Annotated in this window: 13 protein-coding genes and 1 CRISPR repeat array; of the genes, 3 read left to right on the forward strand and 10 right to left on the reverse strand. The window is 53.1% G+C overall.

What is annotated here, in order from left to right; genetic code table 11:
• Positions 1-9 precede the first annotated feature (9 nt).
• A CRISPR array of direct repeats spans positions 10-4,370; the repeat unit is 29 nt; unit sequence CGGTTCATCCCTGCGGGCGCAGGGAACAC.
• Positions 4,371-4,464: 94 nt separating this feature from the next.
• Genes cas2e through cas3 form a run of 8 tightly spaced genes read right to left on the reverse strand, consistent with a single transcriptional unit; the run spans position 4,465 to position 13,399 of the window.
• Positions 4,465-4,755 (reverse strand): type I-E CRISPR-associated endoribonuclease Cas2e, encoded by a 291-nt coding sequence (gene cas2e, locus KDK13_RS03250; protein ID WP_257283435.1) that lies wholly within the window; start codon positions 4,753-4,755, stop codon positions 4,465-4,467.
• Between the two features lie 2 nt (positions 4,756-4,757).
• On the reverse strand, positions 4,758-5,678 hold the full coding sequence (gene cas1e / locus KDK13_RS03255) for a type I-E CRISPR-associated endonuclease Cas1e (protein ID WP_257283437.1): 921 nt from the start codon (positions 5,676-5,678) through the stop codon (positions 4,758-4,760).
• Between the two features lie 45 nt (positions 5,679-5,723).
• Positions 5,724-6,563 (reverse strand): type I-E CRISPR-associated protein Cas6/Cse3/CasE, encoded by an 840-nt coding sequence (gene cas6e, locus KDK13_RS03260; RefSeq protein WP_257283439.1) that lies wholly within the window; start codon positions 6,561-6,563, stop codon positions 5,724-5,726.
• Positions 6,563-7,354 carry a type I-E CRISPR-associated protein Cas5/CasD gene (gene cas5e / locus KDK13_RS03265; protein WP_257283440.1) on the reverse strand — a complete coding sequence of 264 codons (792 nt, stop codon included), beginning with the start codon at positions 7,352-7,354 and terminating at the stop codon, positions 6,563-6,565. The genes cas6e and cas5e overlap by 1 nt, the downstream gene beginning before the upstream one ends.
• A 10-nt stretch (positions 7,355-7,364) precedes the next feature.
• A complete protein-coding gene (gene cas7e, locus KDK13_RS03270; RefSeq protein ID WP_257283441.1) occupies positions 7,365-8,531 on the reverse strand; it encodes a type I-E CRISPR-associated protein Cas7/Cse4/CasC in 1,167 nt (388 codons plus the stop codon).
• 20 nt (positions 8,532-8,551) lie between these two features.
• Positions 8,552-9,097: a type I-E CRISPR-associated protein Cse2/CasB gene (casB, locus tag KDK13_RS03275; protein WP_257283442.1), complete on the reverse strand. Its 546-nt coding sequence runs from the start codon at positions 9,095-9,097 to the stop codon at positions 8,552-8,554.
• Positions 9,097-10,710, reverse strand: a complete 1,614-nt coding sequence (casA, locus tag KDK13_RS03280) for a type I-E CRISPR-associated protein Cse1/CasA (protein WP_257283443.1) — start codon at positions 10,708-10,710, stop codon at positions 9,097-9,099. Before casA ends, casB begins: the two co-directional genes overlap by 1 nt.
• On the reverse strand, positions 10,697-13,399 hold the full coding sequence (cas3, locus tag KDK13_RS03285; RefSeq protein ID WP_257283445.1) for a CRISPR-associated helicase Cas3': 2,703 nt from the start codon (positions 13,397-13,399) through the stop codon (positions 10,697-10,699). The genes casA and cas3 overlap by 14 nt, the downstream gene beginning before the upstream one ends.
• 208 nt (positions 13,400-13,607) lie before the next feature.
• Here cas3 and KDK13_RS03290 point away from each other — a divergent pair, with 208 nt between their 5' ends.
• Both KDK13_RS03290 and KDK13_RS03295 read left to right on the forward strand, forming a co-directional pair.
• A complete protein-coding gene (locus tag KDK13_RS03290; protein ID WP_257283446.1) occupies positions 13,608-15,761 on the forward strand; it encodes an ankyrin repeat domain-containing protein in 2,154 nt (717 codons plus the stop codon).
• Between the two features lie 4 nt (positions 15,762-15,765).
• Positions 15,766-16,809: an ankyrin repeat domain-containing protein gene (locus tag KDK13_RS03295; protein ID WP_257283447.1), complete on the forward strand. Its 1,044-nt coding sequence runs from the start codon at positions 15,766-15,768 to the stop codon at positions 16,807-16,809.
• Positions 16,810-16,931: 122 nt separating this feature from the next.
• Here the strand turns inward: KDK13_RS03295 and KDK13_RS03300 are convergent, their stop codons facing one another.
• On the reverse strand, positions 16,932-17,642 hold the full coding sequence (locus KDK13_RS03300; protein ID WP_257283448.1) for a hypothetical protein: 711 nt from the start codon (positions 17,640-17,642) through the stop codon (positions 16,932-16,934).
• 138 nt (positions 17,643-17,780) lie between these two features.
• Positions 17,781-19,301, reverse strand: a complete 1,521-nt coding sequence (locus KDK13_RS03305) for a fumarate hydratase (RefSeq protein WP_257283449.1) — start codon at positions 19,299-19,301, stop codon at positions 17,781-17,783.
• Between the two features lie 303 nt (positions 19,302-19,604).
• On the opposite strand from KDK13_RS03305, the gene KDK13_RS03310 reads away from it, so the two are divergent.
• Positions 19,605-20,147, forward strand: a complete 543-nt coding sequence (locus KDK13_RS03310) for a 2Fe-2S iron-sulfur cluster-binding protein (protein ID WP_257283450.1) — start codon at positions 19,605-19,607, stop codon at positions 20,145-20,147.
• Position 20,148: the final 1 nt, after the last annotated feature.

Here is a 20,148-nt window from a genome sequence, read left to right on the forward strand (position 1 = left end):
CTCGGTAACTTAGTGTTCCCTGCGGGCGCAGGGAACACGCAACCAGCCAGCCAGCGCAATTATGGCCTCTCGGTTCATCCCTGCGGGCGCAGGGAACACGATGAACCGCTGTCCGGGGATATTGATTCCATCGGTTCATCCCTGCGGGCGCAGGGAACACAGGTATGGAACCATGCGAGTGCTAGACGACTACGGTTCATCCCTGCGGGCGCAGGGAACACAATATTATCCGGCAGGTCATAACGGTCATCCGCGGTTCATCCCTGCGGGCGCAGGGAACACTTAGGGTATTTACGGCTAATGCTGGTGACCTGCGGTTCATCCCTGCGGGCGCAGGGAACACTAAGTTACCGAGCAACTGGGCAACGCCTGACTCGGTTCATCCCTGCGGGCGCAGGGAACACGTACTGGAAAGACCCGCTCATCAATCAGTGAACGGTTCATCCCTGCGGGCGCAGGGAACACTGGATAAGATGCTGAGTGCTGATAAAGTACTGCGGTTCATCCCTGCGGGCGCAGGGAACACTCAGGCCTGAGAAGAACTGGTTTGAATATACCCGGTTCATCCCTGCGGGCGCAGGGAACACTAAACAGCGATGCTACCAGTTACAGAAGCAGGCGGTTCATCCCTGCGGGCGCAGGGAACACAGCAAAGTTCAGGCTCAGGAGCTGATGGATTACGGTTCATCCCTGCGGGCGCAGGGAACACTCAACTTCAGACAGTTTTTCGAACTCTTCCAGCGGTTCATCCCTGCGGGCGCAGGGAACACGGCCGACAATACAGGCCAGCTCACCATCTACCCGGTTCATCCCTGCGGGCGCAGGGAACACTCTTTAAAGTTCTCTGAAGAACCTCTCTCATGCGGTTCATCCCTGCGGGCGCAGGGAACACCTGCTCATACAGTCTTTGAATCGTGCTGAAAACGGTTCATCCCTGCGGGCGCAGGGAACACTCATCCCTCAATGTTAAGTTCTAGCCGATAGACGGTTCATCCCTGCGGGCGCAGGGAACACAGACCAGAAAGCCCCGGTGATCAAAACCGGTTCGGTTCATCCCTGCGGGCGCAGGGAACACGATTATGCAGAACCTGGAAGATGAAGAGCTGGCGGTTCATCCCTGCGGGCGCAGGGAACACCTCAACACCTCTATGCCACCACCAGGCACGCGCGGTTCATCCCTGCGGGCGCAGGGAACACTTCATTGATGGCGGTCAGGTGCAGCGCGGTTTCGGTTCATCCCTGCGGGCGCAGGGAACACTATGACGATGTGGACCTGACGCCACAGGATGTCGGTTCATCCCTGCGGGCGCAGGGAACACTTTTCTCAGGGTTTTGTGGTACTGCTCTCTGTCGGTTCATCCCTGCGGGCGCAGGGAACACGGAAAGGTATTTAAAGCCCCGTTTGGTGATGGCGGTTCATCCCTGCGGGCGCAGGGAACACTGGCCAGCCACTTCATGGCCTCAGCCTGAGCCCGGTTCATCCCTGCGGGCGCAGGGAACACATAGCGAGCAGTCCGATAGGACTGGAAAAAAACGGTTCATCCCTGCGGGCGCAGGGAACACAGAAAGCCCACAGGCAACGGGCAATGGAAGCACGGTTCATCCCTGCGGGCGCAGGGAACACGACTGACAGACCGCAGCTGGGATGATGGGTTTGCGGTTCATCCCTGCGGGCGCAGGGAACACATTGAGTCGGCGCTGGTATTCCAGGGCATTCTCGGTTCATCCCTGCGGGCGCAGGGAACACTTTAATCACTGTCAATATTGAGCCGGAGTACCCGGTTCATCCCTGCGGGCGCAGGGAACACGACGCCGTTCACCAATACGCCGACGACGTGCTCGGTTCATCCCTGCGGGCGCAGGGAACACACGGCGACGGCGTTAACAAGCCTAAAGGTTTCCGGTTCATCCCTGCGGGCGCAGGGAACACGCTGGTGGTGTTGCGGGATAAGATGGGCATACCGGTTCATCCCTGCGGGCGCAGGGAACACTCGGCAAAGTAGCCCATGGCTGCAACGATGACCGGTTCATCCCTGCGGGCGCAGGGAACACTTGAAACCAACGGGGATTATCAACCTGATAGCCGGTTCATCCCTGCGGGCGCAGGGAACACCGGCATGGCAATCACGGTATCCAGTGCCTTATCGGTTCATCCCTGCGGGCGCAGGGAACACTTCAAATCCCACAAGCGTTACCCAGGCATCGGCGGTTCATCCCTGCGGGCGCAGGGAACACACCACCAATTGATTCAGCGGCAATCATAAATGCGGTTCATCCCTGCGGGCGCAGGGAACACTGGCCTCTATTGCCGAACAGGTTAATTCCATTCGGTTCATCCCTGCGGGCGCAGGGAACACCACAATGGCAAAGGCCAGCTTTCCTATGATTGCGGTTCATCCCTGCGGGCGCAGGGAACACGGTCCCGCCTTCCGGGCAAACCTGAACGATTGCGGTTCATCCCTGCGGGCGCAGGGAACACGATCTGGAAGTTTACGACGTTCAGGAGGTTTGCGGTTCATCCCTGCGGGCGCAGGGAACACGGTTACTGAATGCATTTTGCTCTCTGTCAATCCGGTTCATCCCTGCGGGCGCAGGGAACACGGCGGTGAGTTTGTAATTGACGACACTGATGCCGGTTCATCCCTGCGGGCGCAGGGAACACTCTATGCCGGGTGTCCTATCTCATATAAAACCCGGTTCATCCCTGCGGGCGCAGGGAACACTACCGTATGGGGATTCTGATAAGGGAGATTGTCGGTTCATCCCTGCGGGCGCAGGGAACACGCCGTAATAAACCAGGGTGAGCGTAAACTCTACGGTTCATCCCTGCGGGCGCAGGGAACACGCGCTAATGAACGGCGGTGGCCTGCTATTAACCGGTTCATCCCTGCGGGCGCAGGGAACACTGATTCCTGAAGTTGTTATTTATGACCAATATCGGTTCATCCCTGCGGGCGCAGGGAACACGATAAGGCCATTAAACCGAAAAAGGTGAAAGCCGGTTCATCCCTGCGGGCGCAGGGAACACTCCCACATGATCAACGATCTGGAAAAGGCCACCGGTTCATCCCTGCGGGCGCAGGGAACACAAACCTCAATCATGTGAGCTCCTGGTAATCGTCGGTTCATCCCTGCGGGCGCAGGGAACACACTTTTTATGGTAAATGACGACGAAATAAAACCGGTTCATCCCTGCGGGCGCAGGGAACACCTTCACAAATTCCCGCATATACTCCCTCAAAACGGTTCATCCCTGCGGGCGCAGGGAACACTTACGGGGAACCGCCACAGTGGACTCATAATCCGGTTCATCCCTGCGGGCGCAGGGAACACGATGGTTTTCTGCACCCACTGGTACTCGGTTGCGGTTCATCCCTGCGGGCGCAGGGAACACTGTACTCGCGCTGTTGTCATTGTTATTTCCCTCGGTTCATCCCTGCGGGCGCAGGGAACACTGCTTTGGTGAGGACTTTGGCCGCTCTGGTGACGGTTCATCCCTGCGGGCGCAGGGAACACCAGTTCCTGGTGCCATTGTTCGTTGATGTACGCGGTTCATCCCTGCGGGCGCAGGGAACACCGGGAGATGTGGCAGCAGGAGCACCAGGTGGCCGGTTCATCCCTGCGGGCGCAGGGAACACTGGCAACCGTTGGTAATTGTGTCGATGGATCACGGTTCATCCCTGCGGGCGCAGGGAACACGGGGGAATATTCGAGGGTCCTCCATTGGTTGCCGGTTCATCCCTGCGGGCGCAGGGAACACTGAAGAAACTGGCAGGAAAAATCACTGAAAAGCGGTTCATCCCTGCGGGCGCAGGGAACACCAACCCAAACACTGTTTCTCCCGGGATAAAAACGGTTCATCCCTGCGGGCGCAGGGAACACAACCACTGCGTAAAGGTGAAGAATTGTTAATCCGGTTCATCCCTGCGGGCGCAGGGAACACGTTCATCTAATACGCCGAGAATCTCTGACCAGCGGTTCATCCCTGCGGGCGCAGGGAACACTCAATAGGTAGAGTCTGACCGTCTTTTGTTTGCGGTTCATCCCTGCGGGCGCAGGGAACACTACCCATTCTCCATCGACCCCAGAACGAAATCCGGTTCATCCCTGCGGGCGCAGGGAACACTTGAGTTGGTCAACGATGTTCATTCTGTTCACCGGTTCATCCCTGCGGGCGCAGGGAACACCTCGGGGCAGAGATTGAAGCTCTGACTAACAACGGTTCATCCCTGCGGGCGCAGGGAACACGGTTTTTTGTTTTTGTCTAATACAAATGCTCGCGGTTCATCCCTGCGGGCGCAGGGAACACGCAACAGCATTTGCTATTAATCCAATTTTTAGCGGTTCATCCCTGCGGGCGCAGGGAACACTCTTAAAAAACAATCTTATATATCAACAAATTACCAACGTCAAAAATTCCACCAGATTTCTGTTGTTACATTTCTCCTTGTTAAAGAACCAGAATCAGGCATCTTCCGGCTGAAAAAGCACCAGCCTGAGACCATCGTCATCAATCGGGATACGGCGATTTTTTCCATAGGTCTGAAAATCAAAACCGGATTCATTATTGATGGCCCAGGCCATGGCCACATTGCCCTGTCCTGCCAATGCGTTGACCTGTTCCCAGATCATTTCCCGAATTCGTTGGGAAACATTGCCCACATAAACCCCGGCACGGATTTCCAGCAACCAAACCGCCAGGCGTCCGCGTAAACGGGGTGGAACGTTTTCCGTCACCACTACCAGCATACTCATGATCAGGCACTCCTGTGTCCTTCATCCCCAACCGATAGTGGCTCAGGAATGGCTGGCGGTTGGGCATCTTCCGGCGGTGGCGGTGGCTCAATCTCACCGGCCGCCAGAATCTCTTCAATGGTGGGAATAATCTTTTTCAATAACCGGGTTTGCCGGAAACTGTCACGACAAGCTATGCGAACATCCCGGTCGGGCTGAGCAGTACCTTTGGCCGCTATCTGAAAAGCCACCGGTACCACTGTTTCAAACTTAAACAGATCGGCAATGTCGTATACAAAGGCCAGTGGTTTGCCGGAATGGATAAAACCAATGGCCGGTGCATAACCCGCCGCCAGCACCGCTGCCTCAGTCACACCGTAAAGGCAGGCCGTGGCAGCACTCAGGCATTGGTTGATGGTATCCCCCGCTGCCCAGTCCTTCGGGTCATATTTACGACCATGCCACTCTACCCCATACTGCTTTGCCATCAATTGATAGGTCTTGCGCACCCGGGCACCTTCAATGCCCCGCAACTGATCCACTGAACGGCGGGACGGTGCCGGTTCACCAAAGCGAAACTCAAACATCTTGCGCACGACTTTCAGTCGCAACTCCTCATCCAGTGCCAGTTTGGCCTGGTAAAGCAGTTTGTCGGAACGGGCCCCGCCCGGTTGCCCGGCGGAATAGAGCCGGACGCCTGACTCCCCTACCCAGATCAGCAGGGTTCCGGTCACCGCCGCCAATTTGACGGCTGCATGGGAAACCCGGGTACCGGGCTCCAGCATAATGCAGACAACAGACCCCACCGGTATATGCTTGCGATCTCCCTTCACGTCATCCACAACCACAAAAGCACCGTCCTTGACGTCTATGCGCCCCATGGCTACAAATACCATGGATACCCGGTCTTTGATGGGAATGGGTTTTAACGGGATAAACGACATATTTATTCCTTATGGCCACCCGGGCAGATAACGGTATCAAACCAGCTAAATACGGCGAATCATCAGCAAGCCACAACCAAAGCCTTTGGAAGGCCCCAGACCACTGGCCAGAACATTGAGGAAATCAGTGGTATTGGTAACCGTCAGTACCCCTTCATAGTCCATGGCACTGAAACCTGAATTGCGATGGTTACCCGGTTTCATCAGGGCATGCCACTGATACCCCGTGGCCTGAACAGCGTCAATGGCATAACCATGGTGCTCCCCCCGCTTGATCAGCCAGTTTTCCGCCGCTTCGGCAACAGATTGTTCCTGCTCCCGGAAAAACCGGTGCTTCGCTTCAGCCAATCCACCCGGGTCTTTTTCCGATAATCTGGCAAACAGTTTTTCAACCAGGTATTTTTTCTCAAACCGCTTTTTCACCGTCTTCCGGTTGTGCTGATCAGCACTGAATACATCCGATTCCTGCAGCACACCTTCCACCAGGCAGGCATTTAACAGGTGCTGGTATTTGGCATCCATCACCACATCATGGCGACTGGCGTTTTTCCGGCCTTCTTCGCGACGTGATACCGTTGGATTGGCTCTTAGTCGAAACGCCAATTTGTCCCCGACCTGCAATTGTGGGGAAAAAGGCTTGCTCTCAACGGTAAACAGTGTTGAATCCTGCTTTGGCCGCTGGCTGGACAGTACATAATACAGGGGCAGGCTTCGTCGAGTGCCCAGTTGCTCCCGGCTGTTTTCTTCCCGAAACAGGTGACGGGAGCCCTGGTCAAACAGTTTCCACAATAGCTGGTGAACACCATAACTGTTTTTCCGAAGCAGGCCCGCCAGCTCCGGTTCAGCGGCAAAAGCACCAGTCAGCTGAATACGCGACAGATACATTACACCTTCTCCTTATCACTCAATTCAGCCAACGGCCTGAGCCACAGATTTTCCTGCCGTGGTTGGAACTGCCAGCGGGTACGGGACAGGGGCTGGTCATGACGAACCAGCTGCTGCACAGCCTGTGGTGGTATCTGTAGCGACTGGCCGGTGAATTCAGCGAGGGAACCCTGCCAGTAGAAATGACATACGGCATCCGGTTTCAGGTAACGCTGTTCACTTACCCAGTCAGGCTGACCGATCAGTAACGGTTTGGGCTGATAGTTATTGAGCGCCGTGTAGAAACCATCACCAGCGATAATTTCCGCCTGCAGGGGAGCCGCCAGTGGGCAGGCCTTACGGCCAAGGTAAAGCTGATACTTTGGCCGTTGCAGTGCCTCCTGCAGTTGGCCTAAAGACCAGCAGGCCCCGGCCCTGGCGGATACCGCAACGATGGCCTGGGCATCGGTGCGGTATGCCCGGCTGGATACGACTGCATCCAGTTGCTCCCAGCCGACAACCAGCTCATCCCGCCGAGAGCGGAAACGAAATTTCACCTTGGAGTTTGGAACCTGTGTCGTATGATAATCTTTCAACAGGCTACCGCATGACACTGTTTTGATCGCAATGGCATAATAATCAAACAGATCCTGCTGAGATTCTTCATCTTCACGAGAAATTCCTAATGCCGCTCCCAGCAATCCAAGCAATGCCGATTTACTGGGATAGCGGGCCGTATGTCTGTTTACGCCCACAGCAATTTCCCCCCAGCTTGCCATGGGGCCATAAAGACGAAAGACCAGATATTCCATGGTCTGCTCCTTATTTACTGGCAAAAGCCAGCAGTTCTTTCAGGCTGCCCTCGCCAGTAACGGCATTGATGGCATAACGGGCATCAGCACAGTCTCCGTAAACCTGATCAAAGTTTTGCTGCTGCCGGTTCAGCATTTCAATGGCCGCTGTCTGATAGTCGTCGATTTGTCGGCCAACCGGCTTCAGGAAGGCCACCGATAATGAACGGGGCTGCTGGTCTCCTGCTTCTGCCAGTACATAAGAGGCATAGGCCCGGGAAGCAAAGCTGTTTTGCTTGCCCTCCGGAGCCACTTTGGCGGCCGCCTCTACCAGTGCGGCGATCGCCCGGCTGGCCAAAGTCTTGTCACCATTGAGGTTCTCAACCAGCAATTCCTTGTTGATACAGATGTAGGAATAGAAGAGTCCGGCGGCAAAACCGGTTTCACCGATATGGGCTGCGCCCGCATCTTCATGGCCGCTGTTCAGGTCATCGACGGCAGTAAAGTAGTCATCTTCAATAGTTATCGGGTGGACGGAAATGGCATGGGCTACCTGACAGGCTGCCTCAATATTTTTACTGGGATGATCTGCCAGCATCCGTCCAAACAGCGCCACATCTACCGCTGAGGTTGTATCGCACAGAATGTCCAGCTTCTCTCCCAACTCTCCACCTGACGCAACTAAATCAACCAGCTCAAACACCTTCTGTTTTTCTTCGGGGCTGACAAAGGCTAATTGGGATATTTCAATTTTTTGCAATTCATTCAATTGCTCCAGAGAGTATTCAGCAATGCCAAGATTCTGCTGGTTCCAGCCTCGCCATTTTTTCTGTAATTTTGCATACAGTGCCTGCTTTTCCGGGTCTTTTTTCTTTTTCAAATCATCAGGTGCTTCATTTTTGCCAAAAACACCTGCCAGCTTTCCCGCTGTATCAACCGCCATTTTAAAATCAACATGTTTTTCTATCAGGCTTAGAAACAGCTGCACTCCCAGTAGTTTTGTTCTCTCTCCCATAGCGCCTTGCAGAGCACTCTGGAATAAATCGGATGTTCGCCAGGCACGTTTCAGGCTCTGGGAAGAAACCCGTAAACGATCACTGCCGCCCATTTTGGCGGTTTTAGGCCGGCCAAGATCATCACGGTTCAGGTTAGCGGGCGGATAAGAGGTCAGCAGATGCAGTTGCAGAAAGCGGCTCATGGTTTTATTCCCTTTAATTGTCAATCTTTAAACGTGTGGTAATAATCAGAAGCCCAGCGCACCATCAAGCGGTCCAGGGGCTTCGATGCGGGGCCATAACGGAATTCATAAAGCCAGTGCAAGCAATCATCGGCCAGTGAGGCAATATTGGCCTTACCCTCGGCCAGGGCCAGTGCACGGCAGATACGGGTAAAAAACTCCTCTGGGCTACGGCTCTTCTGCAACTGCTGAAACCGCAGCTCACTCATCACAGCCTTGCCTCCGGGTTCCTTTGGCAGGGCCATTGTTCTGGCAAAGCTGTTTTTTTCTTCTGTTTTTTTCACCCTGGCCAGCACCGCCGCTACAAACGCTGCATCACTGATACTGATACCCTGACGACCCGGCGCTACGCCCCAGTATCCCGGCATACTCTGCAGGAACTGAGAAAAAGCAGGAGTCATCAGGATATCATCAGGCTGGCTGGCCCGGCGCAGTTGGGCCCGGTCGCCGCGATGTTCATCCAAAGTTGCCCACCAGGCTTTCAACCTCTGGGCATCCTCGGGCTTGAGCTTTCTATATTTATCCATCAACCTACCTCTTCCTGGTAATCAGGGGCTGTTGCCATATCAGCAATGGTGACGATGCGTTTTAATGCCTTGCTTTTGTACAGACCATCATCCAGAGAACGACGGGCACGAATAATCCGCTTCATATCCATATTTTCCGGCTCACCTTCAAGTACCCAGTAGTCAAACAGGTTGGCAGCAGTATTGCGCAGTTTGTCCACCCATTGTCGGGCAACAGCTGGAGGCATTGAGCTGGTGCTTTCCGGCTGTAAGGCCAAAATCTGCAGTAGTTCGTAAAAGGGGGGTTCAGTGGCTTCCCAGAAAGAGGCATCAATAACCTTCAGCTTCTTTTCATCCTTAATATCCCATGCTGCTTTTATTTGTTTACGCAGCAACCTGACAACCTCTTTGGCGGACTCTATCAGGTCGGTGACCAAATCAATAAAGACTTCTCTGTAGGGTTCCTGCATTTTGATTACCGGCAACTGATGCTCGTACCAACAAAGAGCCTTAAAACCGTCCATGTCATAACCAAAACACCATAGCCTGAAGCCTGTTTTGGACAATTCCGGGAAGTCACAAGCTCGTATTTGAAAATGCGCAATAACCTCTGCAGCCCTGCAACCATTACCTTTATCCTGGAAATTAAGGCCAAGCCAGTGCTGGTAACCCAAGCCACCTTCCTTACCCTTAATACTTAACGGTAGTGATTGCTGTTTTCGATCAAAACGATAAGGCGTGAGTGGGTGTAACCAGGGGCCTTCATAGTTAATGCCATACGTATCGGTTATAAAATGACTGATTTTTTCGCCATTTTTATTCCCACATAAGGCACAAGAACTATCAGTATTGGTTGCCACCTGTAACAGAATACGTCGCGGCATGCCCCAATATCCATGAAGAGGGCTGACACTTTCAGGAAAAGTAGGAGATAGCTTTTTCTTAGACAATGCTGGAAAATCCAGCCAGGGAAATATTTTCTCAGAACAGGAATCAACTTTATCCCAACCCTTGCCCTCTTTAAACAAGACGTTAACCCACAGCTTTTGCCAAAGGGCGCTTGACTCAGCTACCGGAAGCAAAATTGTTGTTAAAGGACCTCCTCCCCTGATACCTGTCATATGGCCAGAACCGCCCTGAGGGCCATTTGTTTGCAAAGTGAAAAGAGCCGTTGCGGCACATGACTGACAAAAGACCGCATCATGCTGCCTCTTGATAAACAAATCCTTATTGCTTTCCTCCGTGTTTTTTCCAGGTGCACCAATAAGCAGCCTGCTAACTGGTTCTCCTTTTTTCAGCAATACTTGTTCTTGTAAATTTGAGTCCTGCAAAAACTTCGGCCCACCAGCATTAATCAATTCAAACGCTTCCGAAAAGCGGGCAAAAGCTATTTTTACAGAGTCGCTATCGGGCACACCCTCCCACCGCTCCAGCCACTCATCTTCATCCTCAGGAGCAAAAGACGTCTGCAGCAACCCGATCAAAAACTGGTACAACGCCCCCTGAAAATCAGGCCGTGGTGCGGCAATCTCAATCACCGGGTTGTCTGCTTCGGCTATTTGCCAGGGCGCGATAATATCTTTGCTGCCGTCTTCCCGGACTACGGGAATCCATGGATCGTTAATCAGATTCATTATCATTATTCCTTGCCAGGTCCCAGCCACTCTCTGACTGATAGAGATGCCCGGTTTCAGCCACCAGGGGCAAAATTTCAAGCCACTTAAGGCTGAGTCGCCGTTGTTTCAATTCCGTAATGGGTGTTTGCCATTGGGGTGGGATCAGTGCTTCTGCCTTGCGCCACTCCCCTTCCGGCAGACGAATCTGGCTCAGCGCCCAGGCATGGTCCGGGTTTTCATTCGCAACCCAGGGCTGCAGGTCACCGTTGCCATCTACTTTAGCGAGTACAACCGTCACGGTTTCAATGTCATTCAAACGGGTGGGAATCCGGGTATCCTCATCCCAGCCATTGGCCGCCCCGCCACTGCCCCAGGTGTAACCCTGCTGCAAATCAAGACAGTTAAAATGCCCCATACTGGTTCTGGCCCGGTCATTGGCTACCGCTACTGAGGAAGCCTGCTGCAAAACCTCCGGTATACACTCCTGAACATCTTTGCCATAAACACTCTCTATCAAGTGCCGTGCATCTTCCGGCATGGAGAATCCCTGGTCTTGCAGCATAACCCCGGCCGTTAACCAAAGCTGGCCCACATTAGCGTAAACAGCCTGACTACCCGGCAACAGGGTCCTTAACCAGTGTTCACTGTCTATCTTGTCGGGGTCAGGGGATAACAGATAGAGCACCGGTGCAGGCCGCTGATCCTTTACACCGGCAACACTGCCGCTGGCGTTACGAATATGCCGTTGCAACCGTCCGGCTCGCTGGATCAGCAAATCCACCGGCGCCAGATCTGAAATCATCACGTCAAAATCCAGGTCCAGACTCTGTTCGACTACCTGAGTGGCTATCAATATCTGTCCTGTGCGCTGTTCACCTTCTGAATATTTGCCAAACCGGTTAAGAACATCGCTTTCAATAACCTGACGGTCATAAACGGTAAAACGACTATGGAACAGGCTTAACCGATCGCTTGTCAGAGATTTCTCTTGCTGCAACTGGTTATAGGCACTCCTGGCATCCCGGACAGTATTGCGAATCCAGCAGATGGATTGTCCGGCCTGTGCCGTTTTCCTGATAAGTTCAAGGGCTTCTGCTTCACTGGCCAGACGTTTGACCTTTACGGTACGTTTGACACTGGACCTGGTGGCTATCACCTTTTCCTGCAACCCCTGGTCACAGCAATAAGTAGCCAGAGGGTAGCCCTCCTCCTGCAAAGCGGGCGCAGCAAAGCCCCGGCCTTTTAGATAAGCCGCTACCAGTTCAGAACGAAATTCCAGGGGTAGGGTTGCCGACAGCAGAACTATGCTTCCGCCCTGGGCAGCATGAGCCTGCAGTAAACTGATGAGAAGTTGTCGCATATAGGGATCGTAGGCATGCACCTCGTCTACCAGCAGGACTTTATTCCCCAGCCCCAGCATTCTCAGGGACTGATGTCGTGCAGGCAAAACCGCCAGTAACGCCTGGTCAATGGTACCGACACCCACATCGGCTAGCAGCGCTTTCTTGCGGCTATCTGCCAGCCACTGATGGCAATAGGCGCTGGCGGATAAATCATCCGGCTGATAACTTTTATCCGGTTTGTGCTGATCAATCCCGATGGATGACTGGAAAGCCCCTGATAATTGACTGGCACCATGAGCCAGTACCAGCGAGGGTTTAGCCCCCTTCTGAAACAGAGCTTGATAGCTATTGGCCAACCGCTGATACATACCATTGGCAGTGGCCATGGTAGGCAGACCAACATACAAGCCATCCGCCAGGCCCGCCGCCATCAAACGATGAACCAGCACCATGGCCGCTTCGGTTTTCCCCGCCCCGGTTACATCCTCAAGAATAAATAGATGAGGGCTGTCGCCCAGATCAATGACCTCAGCAAATTCCTGCAGGGGGGTGGCCTCATGGATAAAATCAAATTGCTGTCTGATGGATGTAAAGGGATTTACCATTCCGGGTTGCAAGGCAGAGCCAGATACCACTTTTTCCGCAGCAGGCAAGGCATAACTCTGCCAATAATCCTGCAAAGGCATCGGTCGTTCTTGATAGCCAAATACCGATTGATCAGACCCCAGCCAGTCTGCAAGCACCGCAACACCAGCCAATTGCCAGGACACTTTTTTAAAGACCTTTTTATCAATGGAAGTTAACGGTGAAAAATCCGGTTGCCAATAGCTGACAATGTTCCGGACGAATGCTTCTGCAGCGGGGATATCCTCCTCAGGGTTCAGGCAGGTTCTGACAATTCGGTCTTTGCGTGGAGGCTGGCCATGATGGCCACAAACGACTTCCAGCCAGGGGCTGATCGCCCTTGGTATTTTTCTATCGGGAAACAGATCAGCCAGGCGCGTGGATAATTCTTTCTGCCACAGTAAGTAACCCAGGGAATCATGGCGGGTATCGTATTTGCGCTGGGGTTCTGCAGGCACCAGGTCGAGGGAAAGGTTGGGTGCCAGGTTCTGGAACCCCCGGCAGAATTTGCCGATATCATGAAGCATCAGGCAGAAACAGAAAAATGTCTGTAACCACTGCGGCTGAACCGATAGCTGCCGGGCCAGTTGTCGGCATAATGGCTTGCCCGGGTTTAGCAATAACCAGCCTGTAGCGGCCACATCAAGCGAGTGATATGCCAGCAGATGGTAAGTTTTTCTCGCAAGACTACCGGCAGTTTCAGTACCGCGAGCCTTCCCCCAGTAACGAAAGAAATCCATTCCTCCAAACCTTATAAGACTATAACTGGTTAGCTGAGTATATTGAGATGCCGGGGAAATAATATGACCAGAATCAACAAATGATTATCCCCGATTCTGTCTTCAATTATTCCGTTACCGTGTTATTTCGAGGCGGATAGCCGGAACCTTTTTCCGGGGTGATTGCTCTAAGAACTTTGGGACATATTGAGACTGATGGTAAGTTACCATGCAACCACTTAATGCCAGGGGTTATCCTGGCTTGCCGCCAGCCGGTGCTGTTGAAATCCCGGGGACTTCTAATGCAGTGGACGACACTGCTCCATCGACGTATACAAAACAGATTCCCTGTAACTCTGCCCCTGACGATCTGGTAACAGCCGATAGCACTGGATTCCCGCCGTCCAATGGTCGCAAACGGTCTGTAGCGGTGCAATCCGTAGTCAGGACCGACGGTCTGGCTGATACCAGCAACAATAATGGCGTGGGCGAACACGGTACCGGCGCTGCCAGCGTCCCCTCACTGAATTGCGCAGTTGAGTGGGGGAATATCAAGATGGTGGCGTGGCTGCTGGAAAATGGTGCCGAGGTTAATGGCAGCAACGAAAGATTGCCCAAGCGGCCTGCCTGCCAGTCCACCGCCACTCAGGGGCTTACGCCATTGAGCCGGGCAGCCGTAGGTGGGTCAGTTGACATGGCGAGGTTGCTGTTGGAGTCCGGGGCACATGTTGACCACTGCGGTTCCGGGGGCTTGACGCCACTGGCTACGGCTGCTGGCCGGGGTAACATCAAACTGATGCAGCTGTTGCTTGATTACCGGGCAAACGTGAATGGCAATACCATTGGCTTGCGAACTCCCCTGACCCAGGCTGCCAGGTGGGGACAGGTTGGGGCGATAAGCCTGCTGCTGGAATATGGCGCGGATATTCACCCCCATGCCCGCAAAGGGAAAATACTGCGGCCCAGGGCTGGCTGGCAGCGATATGACGCGTATATATACTACTATGCCCACGCAGCGGAATCACCACTGTCCCAGGCTGCCAAGCAAGGGCAGGTTGAGTCAATAAGGGTGTTGCTGGCCCATGGCGCGGATATTCACAGCAATGCCCGGGGGGGGGAAACACCACTGTCTCAGGCTGCCCGGCGGGGACAGATTGACGCGATAAGCCTGTTGCTGGCCCATGGCGCGGATATTCACAGCCATGCCCATGGACTGGAAACGCCCCTGACTCAGGCGGCAAAATATGGGCAGGTTGAAGCGATAAGCCTGTTGCTGGAGCACGGTGCGGATATTCACAGCCATGCCCGCGGAAAAGAAACACCCCTGACTCAGGCAGCAAAATATGGGCAGGTTAAAGCAATAAGCCTGTTATTGAAGCATGGTGCGGATATTCACAGCCATGCCCGCGGAGAGGAAACGCCCCTGACTCAGGCGGCAGAGTATGGACAGGTTGGGGCGATAAGACTGCTGCTGAATGGGGGAGCCGAGGTTAATAGCCATACGTCCGGAAAGGGGACTCCACTGTGGCAGGCTGCGGTCAGGGGATATACTGAGATTGCCCGGCTGCTGCTGAGTTATGGAGCCAACATTCACAGCTGTGACAAAAGCTATTTCCAATGGAATTCCCTGAGCAAAGCGGTCATGCATGGGCATGTTCACGTTGTCAAGCTGTTGTTGGAACATGGTGCACAATGGCAAGGCCCCCGGGAAGGTCTGCTGAGATTGGCTGTTGAAGAAGGCTGCATCGAGATCGTGAAATTGCTGTTGAAGCATAATGCAGGTGACGTAAACCGCCTTAACGACCGAATATTTCCACCACTGTCAGGGGCCGTCGCCAAGTGTGATATTGTGTTAGTGAAACTTCTGTTGCAATCGGGAGCTGATCCTGATGGCAGTACTTTTGATGGCAGTCACCTCACTCCTCTGGCCATTGCGGCCCAATACGGGCAAATTGAAATTGTCGAACTGCTGTTGCAATCGGGGGCCGATGTTCACGGCAAGAAAGCCGGGCAGCTTACGCCCTTGACGCAGGCGGCAACAGAAGGGCATGACCAGGTGGTGGAGTTATTGTTGCGGCATGAGGCAGATGTTCATAGCCGTGACACTGGTAAAGGTACCCCCCTGTTCTGGGCCAACAAATGCGGGTTTTATGAAGCTGCTGCTGTACTGCTCTACCACGGCGGCTGTCCTCAAAGGAGCCTGGCACCGGATATTATTCGCACAGTCACTCAGGAATTAGGCTTCAACCCTCTGAAAAAGCCTCTGGAAAAGCCTCTCAGGCTGCAAATTTTGTGCAAGAGGAGGCTGAAGGATGTGTTTGATAAACAAACAATGTCTTCTTTCGACTTGCCTTATTTGTTGAAAAATGAACTTCTGAAATAAACGTATGAATGGTATCAGCAATACGCCAGCAATCAGTATTAATAATCCCGCCAGCCATAGCCCTTTACCCGGCACTAGCCCCACCCCTGACCGGACAGAGCTGGATGACAGTCCCTGTAACCAGACCGTAAAAGGGAAGCGTAAAATTACCGTTAGGGACAAACTGAACCTGGTCATGGCTGCCAGATCCGGACACTTTAAAGATGTAGCGCAGCTACTGCACAAAGGCGTGGACATTCACAAAGAATGCTATTTGCGATATCAGGATTCCCCGTTGAAAGTGGCTGTGAAACATCGGCGTTTCAAGATCATGGAGTTGTTGCTGGAGCATGGGGCAAACCCTGACGATCATGCCGCTGGTGCCAAAACGCCGTTGAGATCTGTCTTTCGGAAAAGGCCCATCAGTAACAAGATTATTGAGATGCTACTTAAATTCGGAGCGCATCCTGACGCTCGGGTCTGCGGATGCGCCACCCCGTTGTATGTGGCTGCCTCGGGTGGACATCTCAATGCGATAAAGCTATTGCTGCAGTACGGGGCAGACGTTAACGGCAACAACTCGGGCATGCAAACACCACTGTACATCGCGGTGAGAAATGGAAGGATCAGGATCGCGAAGTTGTTGCTGGAATGCGGGGCGGACGTTAACGGCAAGTCACTCGGTTTATCCACCCCACTGTCTATTGCTGTGCAATCCGGGTGTTTAAGAAGGGTGAAATTGTTGTTGGATCACCATGCGGATGTTAACAGCATTGATGCCCGCCAGGTGACCACGCTTGAGTTAGCTGCCTGGCAAAATCGGGTCGATATGGCCTTTGAATTGCTCAGGCGTGGTGCCCTCGCGCATAACGACCAGACCAGGAAGCTGGTCAAAAAAGTTATCCGTAAATATAAGATAAACCCGGAAACTACACCGCTGTCGCTTAAAGGTTCAAGTCTGCGGGTGATTGGGAAACATCTCAATGGCCGCAATCCGAAAAACCTGCCTTTGCCTGAGTGCAGTCTGCGGGAGCTGAGATTACAGAACCAGGGCAAGATATTCCCGTGAATCCGCCCTGACTATTCTTTCTTCTAAAAGCTCCTCTCCAACACAAACAATTCAATACAGATATGACAAGTGCTTTCCGGGCACTTTGTAACCATTTGAAAGACGACGGGTATAGACTGGCTCTACACTAACCGACACCAGGATGGAGGCGGAGGGCGTTTGGCGGCCGAATATTTTTTATTTTTTTCCAGCATGTTTTTCCAATATGGTACATCAGCCTTCAGCCAGTTGCCTTCTTCATGGGAAGGGGTTCTTAGCTCAATGCCCACTGCGGCCATCGTATCAAGCTTCATGTGCCAGAGTTCGGGGTAGTGTCTTGCGGGTGCACAGATACCGATCCATGGATCAATAATTACGGCCTGGTCATTCCAATCGTTAAAATTATCAGGGAACAACCCCTCTACGCTGGGCTCCTGGTCCATTACCACAAAGCAATGACTATTCGGCCAGAGGGAAACACGGTAGTAAATCAGTGGACCGGGTTGTTGTGACAGAAAATAACGAACAAGATTGCTTTTTTCGCCACAGTTACCCACCTTAACTTTTTTAACTTCTGAGATATATTCTTCGAAGTTGTATTTTTTTCTTTTCTGTCGTGATGCATGGATGATGTCATCGACCTCATCTGCATCAGGCAGGCTGGGTGTCCAGGGTTTTATAGCACGTAAATGACCAACCCCAATATTACCAGAGCCTAAAGATGTATGGGCATTGGCAAAACGCAGAGCGGCTTGCGCAATGCCTGGTTGTTGAGGAGCTGCTCCGCTGACCCGCTCATGAACGTACTGGGATTGTACGAGGTTCTGGAGAGAAGCGGAACGCTGTATGGGCATGAAAACGACTCCTGGTTTTAGGGCCTGCAAGAAACAGGGCTGAAAAGCCACTCTCTACACACAATCGGACTTTCAAGCAGGCACCTCGTTCCCACGCGACCCACAGGGCCTGAAAGCGTGGGAACGTGGCTGTATGGCCTATTTAACCTCCAGCACCTGCTCCTCGATTTTCTTTTTCCAGATCTGCGGGCCGCTCTGGTGAACCGATTCGCCACGACAGTCTACGGCTACGGTCACCGGCATATCTTCCACTTCAAATTCGTAGATCGCTTCCATGCCCAGTTCAGGAAAGGCCAGTACTTCCGCCTTTTTCACCGCCTGGGAGACCAGGTAAGCGGCACCACCGACGGCGATCAGGTAGACAGACTCATTATCTTTGATGGCTTCAATGGCTGCCGGACCACGCTCTGCCTTACCGATCATACCGGCAAGGCCGGTGCTCTCCAGCATGGTGCGGGTAAACTTGTCCATACGGGTTGAGGTGGTTGGGCCAGCCGGGCCAACCGCTTCATCACGCACAGGGTCAACGGGACCTACGTAATAGATAAAGCGCCCTTTCAGGTCAACCGGCAGTTCTTCGCCTTTTGCGATCATATCCACCATGCGTTTATGGGCGGCATCCCGACCGGTCAGAATCTTGCCAGACAGTAGAACGGTATCCCCTGGCTGCCAGCTTTTGATCTCATCATGGGTCAGATTGTCCACATTGACCTTGCGTACCCCTTCGCCCATATCCAGGCTGACTTCCGGGTAGTCATCAATATTCGGTGCTTTCTGGAATACCGGGCCATTGCCGTTCAAGGTAAAGTGGGCATGGCGGGTGGCGGCACAGTTGGGGATCATGGCCACAGGCAGGGAAGCCGCATGGGTTGGGTAATCCTTGATCTTGATATCCAGCACGGTGGTCAGACCACCCAGGCCCTGGGCACCAATGCCCAGTTTGTTCACTTCATCCATAATCTCCAGGCGCAACTCTTCCACCCGGTTCTGTGGGCCACGCTCACGAAGCTCATGAATATCGATGGGTTCCATCAGGGCTTCCTTGGCCATCAGCATGGCTTTTTCAGCGGTGCCACCAATACCGATACCCAACATGCCCGGAGGACACCAGCCGGCACCCATGGTCGGTACGGTCTTTTTCACCCACTCAACAATGCTGTCGGATGGGTTGAGCATGACCATTTTGGATTTGTTTTCCGAGCCACCGCCTTTGGCCGCCAGCTCCACTTCAACGGTGTCGCCCGGCACCAGGGTCATATGGATAACCGCTGGCGTATTGTCTTTGGTGTTTATACGGGCACCGGCAGGATCGGCAAGGACGGAAGCACGCAGTACGTTGTCCGGATGGGTATAGGCCCGGCGAACGCCTTCGTTGATCAAGTCTTCAATGGATCGATCTGTATCAAAACGTACGTTCATGCCGACGCGGACAAAGACCGTAACGATACCGGTATCCTGACAGATAGGACGCTTGCCCATCGCGCACATTCTGGAGTTCACCAGAATCTGGGCCATGGCATCTTTCGCCGCCTTCGACTCTTCTTTCTGGTAGGCTTGATAGACCGCATCAATAAAATCAATGGGATGATAGTAAGAAATAAACTGCAGTGCGTCCGCCACACTCAGAATTAAATCATCTTCCCGAATAACAACACTCATTGGTTTTTCACCCCTTGTCCTACAATTTTATTTCGCAATCTGAACTTGCCGGTTTGAAGCTGTTCAATAAGCTGAGAGCATCACTCTTATTGGCACAATCATTAACAGCAGCTAAAGTCAATCCTCATTATTGGGCGGGAATTATACCAATGCCCAAAGCCAATAACATTGATAAACCTCATCAGGGGTCAAGTTTTCGCAAAAAGATCAGGGTTCAACTTTGGCTCAACTGGTAATATCAAGTGCAGGTTATAAACTTGCACAGCAACTTCACTGAGCATAACAACGGACAGGAGTTTTTCCGTGCCGAAGATTCAGTTTCAGGGCAACAGTTACCCGATGGATGAGAACGAGAACCTTCTGGATGGATTACTGCGCCAGAACGCCAAGGCACCCTATTCCTGTCGGGCCGGAGTGTGTCACTCCTGCATGCTTCGGGTGACGGCAGGATCCACACCTGCACAAGCCCAGTCATTACTAACCACAGAGCAAATCAATAGAGGGTATATTCTCGCCTGTCAGACCAGGGTAACCGGTGATCTCAGCCTGGCATTGCCTACCCGGGATGAAGTGCCCGGTATTCTTACCGAACTGGTATCACTCAGCTCAACGGAAGTCATCATCAAATTATCCACCCGCCTGCCCTTCGACGTTGCTATTGGCGAGCATATTACTCTGGTATCGAACGAAGGCCTTGAGGCTACTTATCCAGTTTCCGGCATTGACAGTGATTCACAGACACTGGAGTGCACGATTGTTCGTTCCGCAGGCGGCAGCCCATTCTGTGTCTGGATTCATTCCGAGGCAAGGGCAGGCGACCGCCTGATGGTGATCAAGAATGGGTGAC

The organism is Endozoicomonas sp. SESOKO1, assembly GCF_024606265.1.
Lineage (GTDB): Bacteria > Pseudomonadota > Gammaproteobacteria > Pseudomonadales > Endozoicomonadaceae > Endozoicomonas.